Genomic DNA, 14,811 nt, shown 5'->3' with positions numbered 1-14,811 from the left:
TCGGATCTATTAGTGGCCTCCTGAGCGGTCCTTATCCGTTCCCGAAGCGGAGGTCGTCACCGGTGGAGATGCCGGAGGCCGCGGTGTTCCGGCGGGAAATGCTGGACAAGACCTCGCGCACGTTCGCGTTGACCATTCCGATGTTGCCTTCGCCGCTGGACGAGATTGTGGGGCTGGGGTATCTGTTCTGCCGGGTGGCGGACACATTCGAGGACGAGGCGGGTTTGCCGGCGGAGGTGCGGGGGAATCTGCTGCGCGAATTGGACGAGTTGGTCGGGTTGCCGCCGGATTGGCGGGAGCTGTCGGCGGAGTTCGCGGTGCGGGCGGCGGGGGTGCTCGACGGGGCCCCGGTGGACGAGGTGGCCTTGGTGCGTGGGTTGCCGATTCTGCTGGGTGATCTCGCACGGCGCCCGTTGCCGGTGCGCGAGTTGGTGGGCCGCTGTGTGCACAATATGACGGTGGGCATGGCCGCCACCGTCGCGCGTGGGGAAGGCCGGCCCGACGCGGAGGTGATTGCCGACGTCGATGAGATGCTCACGTATTGCGATATCGTGGCCAGCACTGTCGGGGACCTGCTCACCGGGTTGTTCGCGTGGCATTCGGCCGGGATCGCGGCGGCCCTACCGGCATTGGAGCCGCGGGCGGCCGGGTTCGCGCGGGCGTTGCAGTTGACGAATATCATCAAGGATGTGGCCGCCGATGCTTCGGCGGGCCGGCTCTGGTTGCCGGCCGATCTTCTGGCCGATTGCGGAGTCGATTCGGTCGAACAGTTGCGGGAACCCGGTTCCGCTGTGCGCCGGAGTGCGGTATTGCGGCGGATGCTGGCGGTGACGCAGAAGGAGTTCGCGGCGGCGGTGGCCTACGTCGATGCGATACCGGCCGCCGATCTCGCCGTACGGCGGTTTTGTACGGCGCAGTTGCTGATGTCCGAACTCACTCTGCGTGAGGCGTGGGCCGGGCGGGATGAGTTCACGACGAAGCCGATCAAGATTTCGCGGCGGAAGTTGATGGCGGCCTTGTCTGCCAACCATGTGCTTGCCGGGCGGCCGGTCGTGCTGAACGGGTTGTTCGCTGCGCTGGGCGCCGGGTTGCCGCTGCCGGACACCGCCGGACCGCCGCAGCCCGTGTCGGGCCGCATCCCGGAGGAGGCTGTGGCCGCTGCCGTGGCGCGACTGTCGCAAACGCAGTCCGCGTCCGGTTCGTGGCACGAGGACTTCGGCAATCTGCCGATGTTCTGCGGGATGTACCTGATCACCTGCCGTGTTGTGGACGCGATGCCCGATGCGCCGATCTGCGAGGGAATGGAACGGTTTCTGCGGGTGCATCAGAACCCCGATGGTGGATGGGGGACCGACCCGGAATCGACCAGCACCGTGATGAGTACTGTGCTGTCCTATATCGGATTGCGGATACTGGGCGTCGGTCCGGACGATCCGTGCCTGCGGCACGCCCGCGATTTCTTCCTCCCGTTCGGTGGCGCGCTGGCGGCGCCACAATGGGCGAAAACATATCTCGCGGTGCTGGGTGTCCACGAATGGGCGGGAACATATCCTTTCCCGCCCGAAACCTGGTTGTTGCCACAGAATATGCCGGTACACCCCGGCAGGCTCATGTGCTACGCCCGTATTGTCTATCTCTCGACCGCATGGCTGTCCGGTAACCGCGTATCGGGGCCCGTGGACGATCTGATCCTGGCTCTGCGGGGGGAGTTGTACCAGAAACCGTACGAGGATATCGATTGGAGGGCCGCGCGCGCGATGATCGCGGAGCCCGACTCGTTCGTGCCGCGTTCGCGGCTGCTGCGCATCGTGCTCGCCGCCGCGGATGTGTACGAGGCCCGACCGATGAACGCGCTGCGCGAGCGGGCCTTCGACGTCGTGCTCGACTACATCGACCATGAGAATCGGTCGTCGAACTATGTGGGTCACGGCCCGGTGCCCAAATTTCTCGACACATTGGTCTGGCACTTCGCCCGGCCGGGTGGGAAGGAGATCATGTCCCACCTCGAGCGGTTGCACGAATATGTATGGAATGGTGCCGACGGGGTGAAGATACAGTGCTTCAATTCTTCCGAGTCCTGGGATACCGCATTCGCGGTCCAGGCTCTGGCGTTGTCGGGACATCCCGCCGCGGTCGGGCCGTTGCGGTCGGCGTCGCGCTTCCTGGCGGCCAATCAGCGGCTGACCGAGATTCCCGACGCGGCACGCTATTTCCGGCATCCGGGGCGTGGCGGGTGGAGCCTGTCCACCGCCGAGCACGGATGGACGATCAGCGACGGCACCGCGGAAGCGGTGCTGGCGGTATCGACGTTGCAGGAATTGAACCTGGCGGACGGCTTCACCGCAGACCGCCTGCCCGCCGCGGTGGAGTGCCTCCTGTCGTTGCAGAACCCCGACGGGGGCTGGGCGGTATACGAGCCGACCACCGCACCGGCATGGTTCGCCGAGCTCAACTTCTCGGACACTTTCGCGGGATGCATGATCGATTCGTCGCTGGTGGAACAGACCGCGTCCTGTGTGACCGCGCTGCGCCGATTCCGCGAGATGGATCCGCGGCGGTTCACCGAGGCCATGGGCCGCGCGATTTCCGCCGGTGAACAGTTCATCTTCGATCGGCAACGCCCCGACGGTTCCTGGGAAGGCTCGTGGGCGGTGTGTTTCACCTACGGCACGTGGTTCGGGGTGCGCGGACTGACCGGGTCGTCCGATCCGCGGGCGCGCGAAGCGATCGATCGCGCGTGCGAGTTCCTCCTCGCTCATCAGCGCCGTGACGGAGGCTGGGGCGAGACCATCGACGGTGTCCGTGCTCGTCGTTATATCCACGCCGCGACGGGGCAAGCGACGATGACCTCGTGGGCGTTGCTGGCGTTGGTGGCAGCGGGCCGGGGCGATTCGCCGGCTGCTCGCCGGGCGATCGATTTCCTGCTGCGCAATCAACTCGCCGATGGCGGATGGCAGGACACCCGGATGGCCGGTGCTTTCTTCGGGAATGCCGGGATGAACTACGACGGATATCAGCGGATCTTCCCGCTCTGGGCCTTGGCCGCCGCGGCCCGGGCCACCGGGCAGCAGACAGAAACAGGACATCTCATCGATACCGATGATCCGATGCCTCGGCCGCTTTTTCCGTAGACCACGAGACGGGATGCCGCACAGGCGATGACCAGATGATGGAATCGAATCGCCTGTGCGGCATCGAGTTTCGTTCCGCTCACCTCGGTACCGAGATCCGGGGCGTGCGGGGATGCCCGTCAGGCTGTCCGATGTATCAGTCGCCCGGCGAGTTCCAGGAGTTCGGCACGGGATCCGGTATCGATCGCGGGATGGTTCAGGGCCGTGGCGGCGGCCGTGAACCGGCGCTCGGCCTCGGCCCGGGTCCACACACGACCGCCACCGGCTTCGACCAGATCGGCAGCGGCCCGTAGCGATTCCTCATCGCATTCGCCGCTTTTCATCCATTCGGCCAGTTCCCGGCCGGCCGCGCCCCCGTGGCGCAATGTCCAGGTGACCGGAAGGGACTTCTTGCCCGCGCGCAGATCGGCGTGGACCGGTTTGCCGGTCACCTCCGGATCGCCCCAGATACCGAGCAGATCGTCGGCCAACTGGAAGCCGATGCCGATATTTCGGCCGTACGTTTCCACCGCACGCACCACGTCGGCGTGCGCACCGGCCAGCAGTGCCCCCACGACCGCGCTCGCCATGATCAGCGCGCCGGTCTTACCTTCCGCCATGGTCACGCATTCGGCGACGGTCACGTCGTCGCGTAACTCGAAGGACATGTCCTGCGCCTGGCCGCGGATGAGTTCGCGGGTCGCGACCGCCAACACCCGGCTCGCCTCGGTGGCGTTCGGGGACGGTGAATCGATGAGTATTTCATGGGCCAGCGACAGCAGTGCGTCACCGGCCAGCACAGCGGTCGCGTCGCCCCACAGGGCCCAGACGGTCGGCCGGTGCCGGCGGACCCGATCGCGGTCCATGACGTCGTCGTGCAGCAGAGAGAAGTTGTGAACCAACTCCACGGCCACCGCCCCCGGTATCGCGCCCTCATCGTTTCCGGCCGCACGGGCAGCCAAGAGTGTGAGCTGTGGCCGCAGCGATTTGCCGCCATCTGCTGTCACCGGATTTCCGGCATCGTCACACCAGCCGAAATGGTACGAGACCGGTGCCCGCATGATCGGATCGAGTCGTTCTACCGCGGAACGCAGTGCAGCACCCACATCTCTTCCGTCGGACACAATTGTGGTCATGACATCACATCCATCGATTACTCGTTCCAGAGTCCGTGACGTGGCCCTGGCGGGTGCCGGAAAGTTTCTCTCAGAAGAAACGTAATGTCCGATGACGCCGGCAAATATCAGCCAGGTGGCCATTCTTTTCCGGACGGCCGTTGATTTCACGTCATTCCGAGCAAAGAGCGGTATCGGCGCCGGGCCTGTCCGGGCGATGGCTACGATCGCGCCGGCGGATCTGCCACCGTGCCGATCCCATCGTGCGACGCCCCGGTATCGGGCCCGGGTTCGCCGAGCCGATCCTGTATGACCGTCCAGGGGTCGGCGTATTTTCCTGGTCGGCCCCGATATGGCGAGCGGTAGGTCAGGAGCCGGCGGACCAGAGGGGCCGCGATCCCTGCGAACGGCCGCTTCCAGCCCGCGGCGGCCCTTATCTCGCGGAGCATGCCGGGCAGCGAGTTGCGCTGGAACCACAGGAGATCCTGTGAGCGTTCGGTATCCATCCAATCGGTGGCGAACCATCGGGTGTCGTCGTCAGGGTCTCCGGGCCTACCCGGCGGCACACAGTCCACCAGGCCCAGGGCATCGGTAACCGAAGTGGTGACCTGGTACTGCCGGATGCGATGCGTGGAGTCGCCGCCGATGAGGAACACTTCCCGTGCCGCAGGGGTGCTCACCGCGGCGGTCATGGCCGATGCGACGTCGCGGACATCCACCGTCTGGATTCTGCCGTCGGCAGGTAATGACGCCTCGAAGAAGATCGCGTCCGGGTGGACGTCTTGCCCCTGAGCAACGGTGAGGACGCCGCCGAGCCGGAGAACAACCCACTCCAGCGATGATTCCCGGACGCAGCGCTCGGCTTCTGCCTTGTGCGCGCCGTACAGATCGCCCGGTGCGAGCGGCGTGTTCGCGGTGAGCAACTCGTCGGACCGATGTGGATTGCGAGGACCGTACACCGCCACGCTGGAAGCGAACACGAAACGTGGCGGGTCGGACAGGCCCGTGGCGGCTCGGACCAGCGAGACAACAGCGCCGACGTTGATCTCGCGCGCCAGTGCGCGATTCTTGTAACAACCGGGCGGGATCATCGCGGCCAAATGGACGATGACGCCGGGCTCGACCTCGTCGACCAGAGCGGCGACCTGATCAGGCACGGTCAGATCCGCCCAGCGCATCGACATCGGAAGGTGGCCCAACCGGGCCGCCTTCTTTCGGTTCGCGGGTGTATCCAGATCGGTGGCGACAACCGAGTGACCGGCGGCGGTGAGGGCCGACAGGGTTGCGGTACCTACGAGGCCGAGTGCGCCGGTGACGAGGACGGGACTTGTGCCCGGGTCCCGGGGCCGCTCTGTCGGATCTCCTGCTGCTCGGTTCATCGATCCGGATCCTCCTTGGCGGGCCGAGCCCCGTAATCGCGCCGGCGGGGCCGGGATAGGTGCCGAAGGCGCAGGCTGTTTCGTCACAGACGATAGGCGAGCGATATCACCGCGACAGTCGGCCACCTGGCCAGGTCTGCCGGCCAGGTGAAAACCCCGACCACTACCGGCCGGTCCGGATCCGGCTCCGAGGCGTGGTGCGTATGGGTGATCGACGGTTCCGGCCCGCAGATGTCCTGAGTCCGAAGTCGGCGACCGCCCCTCGTGGCCCCGGCCGGTGACAGCGGCACCGCAGGTACGGCGACCGCGATGATAGGTCGACTCGCCTGGAAAACATCGGCCATCCGGCTATTTCTGATCGTCCGGAGAAAATCGACGATCCGGCTGTCTCCGAACGAAATCGAGAAAAGACGTGATGGTCATCTTTTCGAAACAAGTCGATGGCCGAGTGCGGTGCCGGCGGGCGTGATCGTCGGACGGTGATGCAGATTCATTCGACATTGGACGAACTGTGCGAACCCTCACGTTTCGGATTCCGTCCACCGCTTGACCGGGCAAATGGTCAGATACCAAGATTGTGATATGGCAGACAGTTCGTTCGGCCTGCCTACCCCCGTGGTGCCAGGCGATGGTTTCGACGAATTCCGACGCTCGTTCCCCGATGACGCCACATGTTCGGAATTTCTGTGGTCGGTGCGGTTCGGTCCGGTCGATGATCAGGCCGTATGCGAGTCCTGTGGACGTCTGAGTAGTTTCCGAATGCGGCGCGCACCAGCCGGACCGACATGGACCTGTGGGAGTTGCGGGCAGTACATGTCGGCAACGGTGGGAACCGTGTTCGCCAGATCGTCCGCCGGGCTACGGTACTGGTTCTACGCGCTTTACCACTTGGTGGCCTCCGGAGGCCGGATCACCGTGGACGAGCTCGGGCAGGTTCTGGATCTGAACCGGACCACCGTGGCGCGGATGAAGGAGTTGCTGGTCGCGGCCCTGCGGCGATCCGATGACGACTTCGGCAGCGTGCATCCGGAGCTGTCGTCGTTGCTGGCCGGTATCTGCGCCGCCGGCCATATGCCCGATCTGGACCTGCGGGGCAGCAGCGCGGCGGCCGGCGCCGGAGGTGTCGTCGGATTGCACCGGCTGCCGACGAGCTTTGTCGGCAGGCGCCGCGAGATCGCGGCCCTGCACCGGATATTCGCCGATTCGCAGCTGGTCAGCATTGTCGGCCCGGGCGGCAGCGGCAAGAGCAGGCTCGCGGCCCATATGGCAGAGGCCATCGGTGACGTGAGCCCGGACGGCGCGTGGTGGGTCGAGCTGCACACGCTGACCACGGGGCAGTCCGTCCTGTCCACGATATGCGCCACGCTGGGACTGCGTGAGCAACAGGGTGTTTCGGATACGGAGCGTTTGCGGTCGTTCGCCACCATGCACAAAGCGATAGTGGTGCTGGACAACTGTGAGCACGTGCTGGAGTCGTGCGCCGACGTTCTCGCCGAGCTGTTGACCGTGCGCAGCGAGCTGAGGTTCCTCGTTACCAGCCGGGAGCCGCTCGGAGTAGCAGGTGAGACGGCGTGGCAGATGCCGGCGATGGAACTGCCCCCGAGATCTGCCGCTCTGTCCGAAGTGATCGCTTTCGACGCCGTTCGGCTGTTCATCGACCGGGCTCGATCGGCTTCTCCTTCATTCCGTCTGGACTCGTTCAATGTGGAAGCGGTGGTGCAGATCTGCTCCCGGCTGGACGGGCTGCCGATGGCCGTCGAGCTCGCGGCAGCCCAGTCCGCCGCGCTCGGCCCGCACGAACTCTTGGCCGCGCTCGATCACAGCCTCGGTCTGCTGACCAGAGGCGGGCGGGGCCGACGAGATCGGCACCGCACCATGTGGGCCTCGGTGGAGTGGAGTGTCGCACTTCTCGACGACAACGAACGTCTACTGCTGCGCTGTCTGGCGGCCTTCCACGGTAGCTTCTCACTGCAAGGCGTCCGATGGTTGTGCCGCGGCGGGCCGCTGGAAGGTCCGAGTACGCTACCGGTCCTGGCCTCCCTCGTGCACAAGTCGCTGGTGTCGGTCGAGGCGCGAGGTGATCAGCGCAGATATCGGTTACTCGAGGTGACCCGCCAATACGCCGAGGAGCAACTCCACGAGTCGGGCGACGCCGAGACCATACTGAGCCGGCATCTCGCTTATACGGTCGAGATGGTCGAGAACGATCCCGTGTCGGCCGGATCGCCGGAGGGCCTCGCGGGCTGGCTGAAAGCACTCGATCATGAACGCGGCAATCTACGGCCGGCATTGGACTTCGCGTTGCGAAAGCGACCGTCCGACGCTGTCCGTCTCATCGCCGGGGCGCTCGGCGTGTTCTTCGGGATTCGCGGTTATTTCACGGAGGGGCGCAGATACTTCACGGACGCGCTGGCTGTTGCCGACTCCGCGCCGGGAACGCTCCGTGCCCGCGCATATGCCGCTTCGGCCTATCTCGCGTTCGTCTCCGGCGATATCAGGACCGCGACCGAGCACGCGCACATCGCGGAGTTCGCGGCACGGCAGGCCGGTGATCTGCGGGCGGTCGCGCGCGCACTGGAGGTGCTCGGCGGAATCGAGTCGACCCGAGATCCCGCCGGCGCTCACCGCCATCTCACCGAGAGCGCCGAATTGGCGCGTCAGGTGGACGACCCCTGGTGCCTGGTTCAGGCGCTGGGACATATCGCCCTGGCCTGGTCCGCGCAATCGGAGTTGGAACAGGCGCGGGCCGGCCTCGCTGCGGTCGAGGCGATCATCGAGCAGTACGGCTCGAACCAGTTCCTCGTCTGCTGGCATTATCTCGTGATCTCGATTGTCGAATTGCGCGGCGGCGACCTGACGGCCGCCGCGGCCGCCGCGACTCGGGGAGCGGGGTTGGCCGCGGCCCTGGGTGATCCGGTCTGCCGTGCCCAGATCGCTGTGCACAGCACCGAGATCGACATTCGCCGCGGCCTCCTCCGGGAGGCGGGGCGTGGCCTGGCCGAGTTCGACGCCGAATCCCGTAGGTACGGCCGGAGCCCCTTCGTCACCATGTTCGTGGACGTGGCCCTGGGGAAACACGCGAGCGCCGCAGGCGAACTGGGAAGATCGAGGGACCATTTCGAGGCCGCAGCGGTCATGGCGCGCCGGAGCTTTCGCGTCGGGCTGGAGGGCGACATAGCCCTCGAACTGGCCGATATCGCTGTCCTGCAAGGCAGATCGACCGAGGCGCGGTTGTTGCTGGATACGGTGGATCGCTGTGCGCGGGCGCTCGACAACAGGTGGATGTCGGCCTGCGCGGACCTGCTTCGCGCGGCGGTGGCTCGTATGGATGGAGACGTGAACAAGGCCCGCGAAATGGTGTGTTCCGCATTGGCGGTGTATCGCGACGGTGGACACCCGCTGGAGGCGATCAGTGGGCTCGAGCGACTCGCCGGCATATATGTCGCAGAAGGCGACTCATTGCGGGGCGCCAGGCTTTTCGGAGCCGCGACGGCCGCCCGCCGCAGCCTCGGAGCACGCCGCACATCTCTCGACCGGCTGCGCTGGCGAGCCGACAGAGTTCAGCTTCTCGCCGCACTCGACCGGGCGGAATTGCGTGCCGCCCTGTCGGAAGGCGGCGGGCTGACCTTGGCGAATGCGATCGCCTATGCGTTGCGGGGCCGCGGCCCGCGGGCCCAGGGAGCGGGTAGCTGGGCCGGCCTGACCTCTACCGAACTCCTGATTGCCCGGCTCGTTGCCGACGGGCATACCAATCCCGAGATTGCGCAGCGGATCTTCGTCTCGCGAGCGACCGTCAAAACGCATCTGGCCCGCATATTCATCAAGACCGGGGTATCGAATCGCGCCGAACTGGCGGCCGAAGTGGTACGCCGGAGCGTATCCGATATCTGATCTGGTTTCCACTCTATCCGGTGGTGATTTATTGCCGTTCCATATTCCACGCATCCGAGATTCGAGTAGGTTCGTGCAGGAGTGGGCCGATATGGCGGTATCCTGGGCAGCCGCGATGCTTTGCACAGGCGCGTGAGGACCTCGGCGCGGATGTCGGGGTGCAGTTCCTGGTCGAGGTCGGTGAGCAGGTCGCGGCGGTGCAGGGTTCGGGCGTGGCGGATCAGTTGCACCGTGGCCGGAAACATCACGCCGGCGTGCTGGTCGGCCCGGCTGGACAGGAGCGCGGGTAGTCGCGGCGCCGGTTTCCTCGAGCAGTGCGGCGGGCATACCGGGGTCGATGTCGGTCAGATAGATGAGAACCTCGACCAGGCCGGGTCCGTCCAAAACCCGGTCCATGTCGTCGACGGCCTGTTTTTCGTCGTTGGGGACCAGCAGACCGGCCAGCGCGCAGCCGGGCTCGCGAACGCGCTTCTACTGCATCGCATCCGGCAAGGGCGACGTCGGAAAATCCAGCGTGACAGTCACTCTCGCGGTCACGCTGGGAGCACGCGGTCTGCGCGTCGGAGTCGTCGACGCCGACGTCCACGGCTACGGCCTGCCCGCACCGACCCAGGTGGAACGCATGATCTGCCCGCGACGGCACACGGGGTGCGGCGGGCACGTGGTCAACCCCGTTCGGCAGCGGGGGCGGCGATCTGGTCGCCCGCTGGCTGAGCGACATCCTCGACGCCGCCACACCGGTCCGCCACCTCGCCGAGGCCCTGGCCATCGAGCACAGGGGCCTGTCCGGCCGTGCGCTCATGCTGACGCCGATCCGCCGGTGGGCATCCGGCCGTCAGGGCCGGCGTGGTACGGCCGACCGTCTGCGGCGGTAGTGCCCGGCAGCCGCGCGGTCGTTGCAGGCGTCGCAGCAGTATTTCCGGGTTCCGGGACGAGTGCGATCGACGAACACGCAGTCGCAGGGGGCCGCCGCGCAGACCCCGAGCCTGCCGAGACCGTGCGTCGTCAGGTGGCCGGTCAGTGCAGCCGCCAGCCTGGCGGCCAGCGCGGTGAGGCCGCGGGCCTCACCGACCCAGTCCAGCCGGAGGGTGCCGTCCGGTGCCGCGACCATGCGCGGCGCGCGGCCGCCGTCCTGCAACACGGCGTTCGCCGCGGTGGCCGCCGCCGGTGCGGTGTCGGCGGCGAACACCGCGCGAACCCGGGCTCGCAGGTCCCGCAGGGCGGTCAGATCGGTGTCGGCGAGCTGACCGGCCAGGGTGTGATCGCCCACATCGCGCAGAATGCCGCGGAAATGCTCCACCCCGGTCAGCCGGTCGGGCGGGGTGGCCAGCGGATACACCGTGTTCACGAGTTCCACTGCCAGATCCAGATCCGTCACCACCACATCAGCCTCCTCGACGTGGGTTGCCCTGTCCCGTCCGCACTCCTACACTCGTCAGTTATTAAACCATTTTAACTACTGACTACGGATGAATCGATGCAGAGCAATACGTATGCGGGACTGCCGGGCCTGCTCGCCGATGGTCCGGATCCACAGGTGGCCACCGAGATGGCCCTGTTCGGGCGACTGATCGGTCACTGGCGAGTGGTGAACCGGCTGCGCGACGAAGCGGGACGCTGGTCCAGCTTCGACGGAACATGGGACTTCGCCTGGTCACTGGGCGGGCGAGCCGTCCAGGACGTGCTGAACTGTCCCAGCGCACCCGGCCGCTATCCGGGGACGACGGTGCGCTGCTACGACGAGCGCGAGGACCGCTGGTACGCCTGGTGGCTCGACCCGCACTCGGGTACGTACGTGACTCTCACCGCCTCGCCCGCCGACGACGGCGTGGAACTGCTCGGTCACACCCAGCACGGAGTCGCGCTCCGATGGGTCTTCACCGACATCACCGGCGATTCCTTCCACTGGTCGGGTTACCGGTCCGTCGGCGGCGGGCCGTACGAACTGGTTCAGGAGATGGCGGTCCGCCGCGGCTGACCCGGGCCACGGGTGAATTCGGCCGCGAGGGATGCCGCGCTCTGGTACGTGGTGGGTCGGGCGCTGTGGTTTCTCACCCGGCGGTTGCGCGGTAGGGGTCTCGAGCTGGCCCGGTCCGGTACGCCGGAGGTCGTCCGGGCGCGCCGTGGAGAACCGTCGGTGCGCCTCACCGGGCCGCCCGGCGAAGTGCTGCTGTATTTGTTCGGCCGCACAGGCGCCGCCGAGGTCGACCTGGACGCGCCGGGGGCGACGACGGCCATGGCGGTGGCGGCGGGCAGCCAGTCGGTGGCGCCGGCCAGGCGTGCCTGGTGTTGCATCATGGCGATGACCGCGCCTTCGGGGGGTGGGCCGTATCTGGTGGCGATGTCACCGTGGACGTCGGTCGGTCCCCAGCGGTCGGAGTAGGGCAGTTGGGTGCCGTGCCAGGGCCGCCCGGTGATCCAGTACTGCATCCACCCTCACGACGTTCGTAGCCCACACTGTCGGCGGATGGGCCTCGGATCACAGTTGGAAGCTGGTTTTCCGATATCGGCTCGCCGCGTCGTGGTCTCGTGAGAATGGGTATATGGACAACACGTCGACATACTTCCCGGAATTGAATTTCGATGCGGTGTACCGAGGTGAGGGGCCATTCGTCGCGCCGTGGGACATCGGCGCGCCACAACCGGCTTTCATCGAGGTCGAGCGGTCGGACGGCCTCGATGGGCACATTCTGGACGCGGGCTGCGGTACCGGAGAGAACGCGTTGTATTTATCCGGTTGCGGTTACGAGGTCACCGGCCTGGATTCGGCGCCGACAGCGATCGAGTCGGCACGTCACAAAGCAGCGGACCGCCGTCTCGGGGCGATTTTCGAGATCGCGGATATTCTCGCCCTGGATGCGTACGCAGGCCGATTCGATGTCGTCGTCGATTCGGCGCTGGCCCATATTTTCGACGGGCCTACGCTGCGCCGATATGCGGCCGCGCTGCACCGGGCGACCCGCCCGGGCGCCCGGGTGTATCTGCTGGCCGTCAGCGAGGACGGATCACGGGAAATGCACAGCCGCTTCGGCGCCGCGATGTCGCAGGTCGGCCGTGACGAGGCCGAGGTGGAATCGCTGCGTGCCGCGATTCCCCGGAAGCGGGCCGACGAATTGACCGAAGGATTCGCCGACGGCTGGCAGACGGTGTCGATGGAGAAGTCGGCGATGGCCACGGTCCTGCCGCCGGACGACGGCGCCGTGCACATCGATGCGTGGCTGGGCTGCTTCCGGCGGGCCTGAGCTTCTCGGCGACCGTGATGTCCGCGCGGTGCGTCCGCTTGCGCCGCGCGGGCATCGTGCCGGTGCCGGTCGGCGAAATGTCAGGTGGGTGTTTGGATCGCGGCGGGGACGGCGCGGTGGGTGAGCCAGCCCACCATCTGCCCGCCCTCGTCGAGAACGGGTGTCCCGGCGCCTTCGGCGCCCGCGAGCGTGCCGAGGGCTCCGGCCAGGCTTGTCGTGGCGGTGATGCCGCCGGAGCATGAACCCCGGGCCCGCTGTTGTGGGTTCGGGGTTTTTCCGTGTTCACGACTGGCCCGGGACTTGTGCCGTGATCATGCTGGGCGGTCGATCACGGTCGGCTGTGGTGTTGTTGTGCCCTTGGCGTTTTCGGGGAAGCACGGTGATCCGGCCGACAGGCTCAACGAGCCGTCTCCTTTGCTCGCGTCCTGGACGGCCAAGCTGTATCCCTCCGGTGTGACGACGGTCGCGGGTTTCGCGTCCGGCGGCGATGTGAGCCGGTATCCCTTACCGGCCCAGATGTCGCGGATCAGCGCGAAGTAGTGTGACGTCTGCCCGGCGGGGACACCGACCAGCCAGTACAAGATCTGCTCCTGAACCGGACCGCTGGTGTCTCCGCTTCTGTCGTTGCAGGGGACGGTGAACCCGGGATCGAGAACGCTCAGATCGCGATTGTCCGGTGTCAACGACAGCCGCACACCGGAAGGAAGAGACTGCAAGGTCTCCGCGAAATAGGTGATGATCCTGTCCCTGGCCGTGGATTCGGTCAACGATGTACTCACCTGTACTCCCTTGCTGTCGCTGCATGCCGTCGAGGTGCCGAACAGGATCAGCGCTATACCGATCATCGCGAGTACCGAGTGGATATGTAATTTGATCACCGTCATCATTTGCTTCCTACCGCGGCATCGTCGTGTCCGGCCAGTTCGGGGTCGTCGCTGGTGTCGACGATGGCCTGGTTGATCTCTGCCAGCCGATGAGGAGGTCGAAGCTGGTGGTGAACAGGGTGTCGATCGCCGCGGGCGGGTGTACGGCGAGCCGGTCGCGGGTGACGCGGCCCAGCAGCAGGACCCGGTCACCGGCGAACAGGTTCACCCGCCGGCGGATCCGGTAGGGGACGGCGAAACAGCCACTGGCGCGCACGGTCACCGGGCCGTCGGGGTCCCGTTCCACGGGCCAGCACCCCGGACTCGGCGACGCGGACCCGCAAGCGGGTCTCCGGTCCCCAGCCGAGTTTCTTCATGAGGGTCCGGTCCACGACGCGCCCCGGCTTCGCCGACTGTCGAGATCCCGAACAGCACATCGGCTCCGGTCATCGGTGGTCGCACATACACCGGGACCGGCGTGCGCGCCGGTGGCACGGGCGCCGAGGCAGGCGAGGACAGTGGCCCGGCCGCCGGGGACGACGGTGGCTCGATCGGCGCGATCATCGTCGCACCGCCGGGCACGGCACACCCACGGTCACCCGTGCTGGAAACCGCGCCGCGATCGGCACGAATGCCGGAAAATTACGCAGGTAGACGCACTGCATCGGGTCTCCTCACCGTGTTCGAGCGCCCTCGAACACGCTCGTGCGGGAAACTCACGAATGCCGAAACCTGGTGCGCGAGGGGGGACTTGAACCCCCACGTCCGCCACCCGTGAGGCGAGAACGTGATCGAGCTCCATCGAACACCCTCGATGGGCGCTCTGACAAGGGATTTGCATGGCCCATGCCAGTGGGCGAGCCGTCGCAGGTTCGCGCCCTGGGCGGGGCGTGTCGAACATGGGAACGGGGACGACCTGCCGTTTTCGCGTGGTCGGTTGGTGATCGAAGCGGATTACCAGTTGTAGGTGGTCGAGTAAGTGCGTGATCGCCGAGGGACTTGAACCCCGAACCCGCTGTTGTGGGTTCGGGGTTTTTCGGTGTTCACGACTGTTCACGGCGAGTCACGGTGGCAGGTCCACCTGCGTCTATGTCGATATCCGTTGCACGGCTGTTCACGGGGGATCACGTGTGGTCACTGTGAAAGTTTGGGGTAATTTTGGGATGGATCGAATTCTGGGGAGGGGTTCGATTCCCTCTGGCTGGGCCTAA

11 protein-coding genes and 1 pseudogene are annotated in these 14,811 nt (G+C 66.4%); 7 read left to right on the top strand and 5 right to left on the bottom strand.

Features of this window, described 5'->3' with window-relative positions; translation table 11 throughout:
- The first annotated feature begins 68 nt into the window (after positions 1-68).
- Positions 69-3,131: a squalene/phytoene synthase family protein gene (locus tag LBW94_RS25790; RefSeq protein WP_225062369.1), complete on the top strand. Its 3,063-nt coding sequence runs from the start codon at positions 69-71 to the stop codon at positions 3,129-3,131.
- A gap of 119 nt (positions 3,132-3,250) precedes the next feature.
- Here LBW94_RS25790 and LBW94_RS25785 read toward each other — a convergent pair whose 3' ends face one another.
- Positions 3,251-4,246 carry a polyprenyl synthetase family protein gene (locus LBW94_RS25785; protein WP_225062360.1) on the bottom strand — a complete coding sequence of 332 codons (996 nt, stop codon included), beginning with the start codon at positions 4,244-4,246 and terminating at the stop codon, positions 3,251-3,253.
- A 200-nt stretch (positions 4,247-4,446) separates the two neighbouring features.
- Positions 4,447-5,604, bottom strand: coding sequence for an NAD-dependent epimerase/dehydratase family protein (locus tag LBW94_RS25780; RefSeq protein WP_225062361.1), 1,158 nt, complete (start codon positions 5,602-5,604; stop codon positions 4,447-4,449).
- Positions 5,605-6,735: 1,131 nt separating this feature from the next.
- Between LBW94_RS25780 and LBW94_RS25775 the strand changes: the two genes are divergently transcribed.
- From LBW94_RS25775 to LBW94_RS25765, 3 genes and pseudogenes are all read left to right on the top strand, one after another.
- Complete coding sequence (locus tag LBW94_RS25775; protein ID WP_225062362.1) at positions 6,736-9,495, top strand: helix-turn-helix transcriptional regulator; 2,760 nt, start codon at positions 6,736-6,738, stop codon at positions 9,493-9,495.
- A gap of 158 nt (positions 9,496-9,653) precedes the next feature.
- Positions 9,654-9,785 (top strand): hypothetical protein, encoded by a 132-nt coding sequence (locus LBW94_RS25770; RefSeq protein ID WP_255635269.1) that lies wholly within the window; start codon positions 9,654-9,656, stop codon positions 9,783-9,785.
- Positions 9,786-9,940: 155 nt separating this feature from the next.
- Positions 9,941-10,129 (top strand): annotated as a pseudogene (locus LBW94_RS25765) (P-loop NTPase); the annotation flags it as partial.
- Positions 10,130-10,330: 201 nt separating this feature from the next.
- Here the strand turns inward: LBW94_RS25765 and LBW94_RS25760 are convergent.
- The gene (locus tag LBW94_RS25760) at positions 10,331-10,879 is read right to left on the bottom strand and encodes a CGNR zinc finger domain-containing protein (protein WP_225062363.1); all 549 of its coding nucleotides are present in this window, start codon (positions 10,877-10,879) and stop codon (positions 10,331-10,333) included.
- 93 nt (positions 10,880-10,972) lie between these two features.
- Here LBW94_RS25760 and LBW94_RS25755 point away from each other — a divergent pair, with 93 nt between their 5' ends.
- From LBW94_RS25755 to LBW94_RS25745, 3 genes are all read left to right on the top strand, one after another.
- Positions 10,973-11,473: a hypothetical protein gene (locus LBW94_RS25755; RefSeq protein ID WP_225062364.1), complete on the top strand. Its 501-nt coding sequence runs from the start codon at positions 10,973-10,975 to the stop codon at positions 11,471-11,473.
- 12 nt (positions 11,474-11,485) lie between these two features.
- A complete protein-coding gene (locus tag LBW94_RS25750) occupies positions 11,486-11,878 on the top strand; it encodes a hypothetical protein (protein ID WP_225062365.1) in 393 nt (130 codons plus the stop codon).
- A gap of 160 nt (positions 11,879-12,038) precedes the next feature.
- Complete coding sequence (locus LBW94_RS25745) at positions 12,039-12,737, top strand: class I SAM-dependent methyltransferase (protein ID WP_225062366.1); 699 nt, start codon at positions 12,039-12,041, stop codon at positions 12,735-12,737.
- Between the two features lie 311 nt (positions 12,738-13,048).
- Here the strand turns inward: LBW94_RS25745 and LBW94_RS25740 are convergent, their stop codons facing one another.
- Both LBW94_RS25740 and LBW94_RS25735 read right to left on the bottom strand, forming a co-directional pair.
- Entirely contained in the window at positions 13,049-13,624 is a 576-nt protein-coding gene (locus LBW94_RS25740) for a hypothetical protein (protein WP_225062367.1), read from the bottom strand.
- Positions 13,625-13,631: 7 nt separating this feature from the next.
- Positions 13,632-13,907 carry a hypothetical protein gene (locus LBW94_RS25735; RefSeq protein ID WP_225062368.1) on the bottom strand — a complete coding sequence of 92 codons (276 nt, stop codon included), beginning with the start codon at positions 13,905-13,907 and terminating at the stop codon, positions 13,632-13,634.
- Between the last annotated feature and the right edge of the window lie 904 nt (positions 13,908-14,811).

This window comes from Nocardia sp. alder85J, assembly GCF_020176955.2.
Lineage (GTDB): Bacteria > Actinomycetota > Actinomycetes > Mycobacteriales > Mycobacteriaceae > Nocardia.
Note: the sequence above shows the minus strand (reverse complement) of the source record. Positions and strands in the feature narration are given on the sequence as shown.

Coding starts and splice junctions, on each gene's coding strand:
- LBW94_RS25790 (WP_225062369.1), top strand. CDS start 69: ATGCCGGAGGCCGCGGTGTTCCGGCGGGAAATGCTGGACAAGACCTCG.
- LBW94_RS25785 (WP_225062360.1), bottom strand. CDS start 4,246: ATGACCACAATTGTGTCCGACGGAAGAGATGTGGGTGCTGCACTGCGT.
- LBW94_RS25780 (WP_225062361.1), bottom strand. CDS start 5,604: ATGAACCGAGCAGCAGGAGATCCGACAGAGCGGCCCCGGGACCCGGGC.
- LBW94_RS25755 (WP_225062364.1), top strand. CDS start 10,973: ATGCAGAGCAATACGTATGCGGGACTGCCGGGCCTGCTCGCCGATGGT.
- LBW94_RS25745 (WP_225062366.1), top strand. CDS start 12,039: ATGGACAACACGTCGACATACTTCCCGGAATTGAATTTCGATGCGGTG.
- LBW94_RS25740 (WP_225062367.1), bottom strand. CDS start 13,624: ATGATGACGGTGATCAAATTACATATCCACTCGGTACTCGCGATGATC.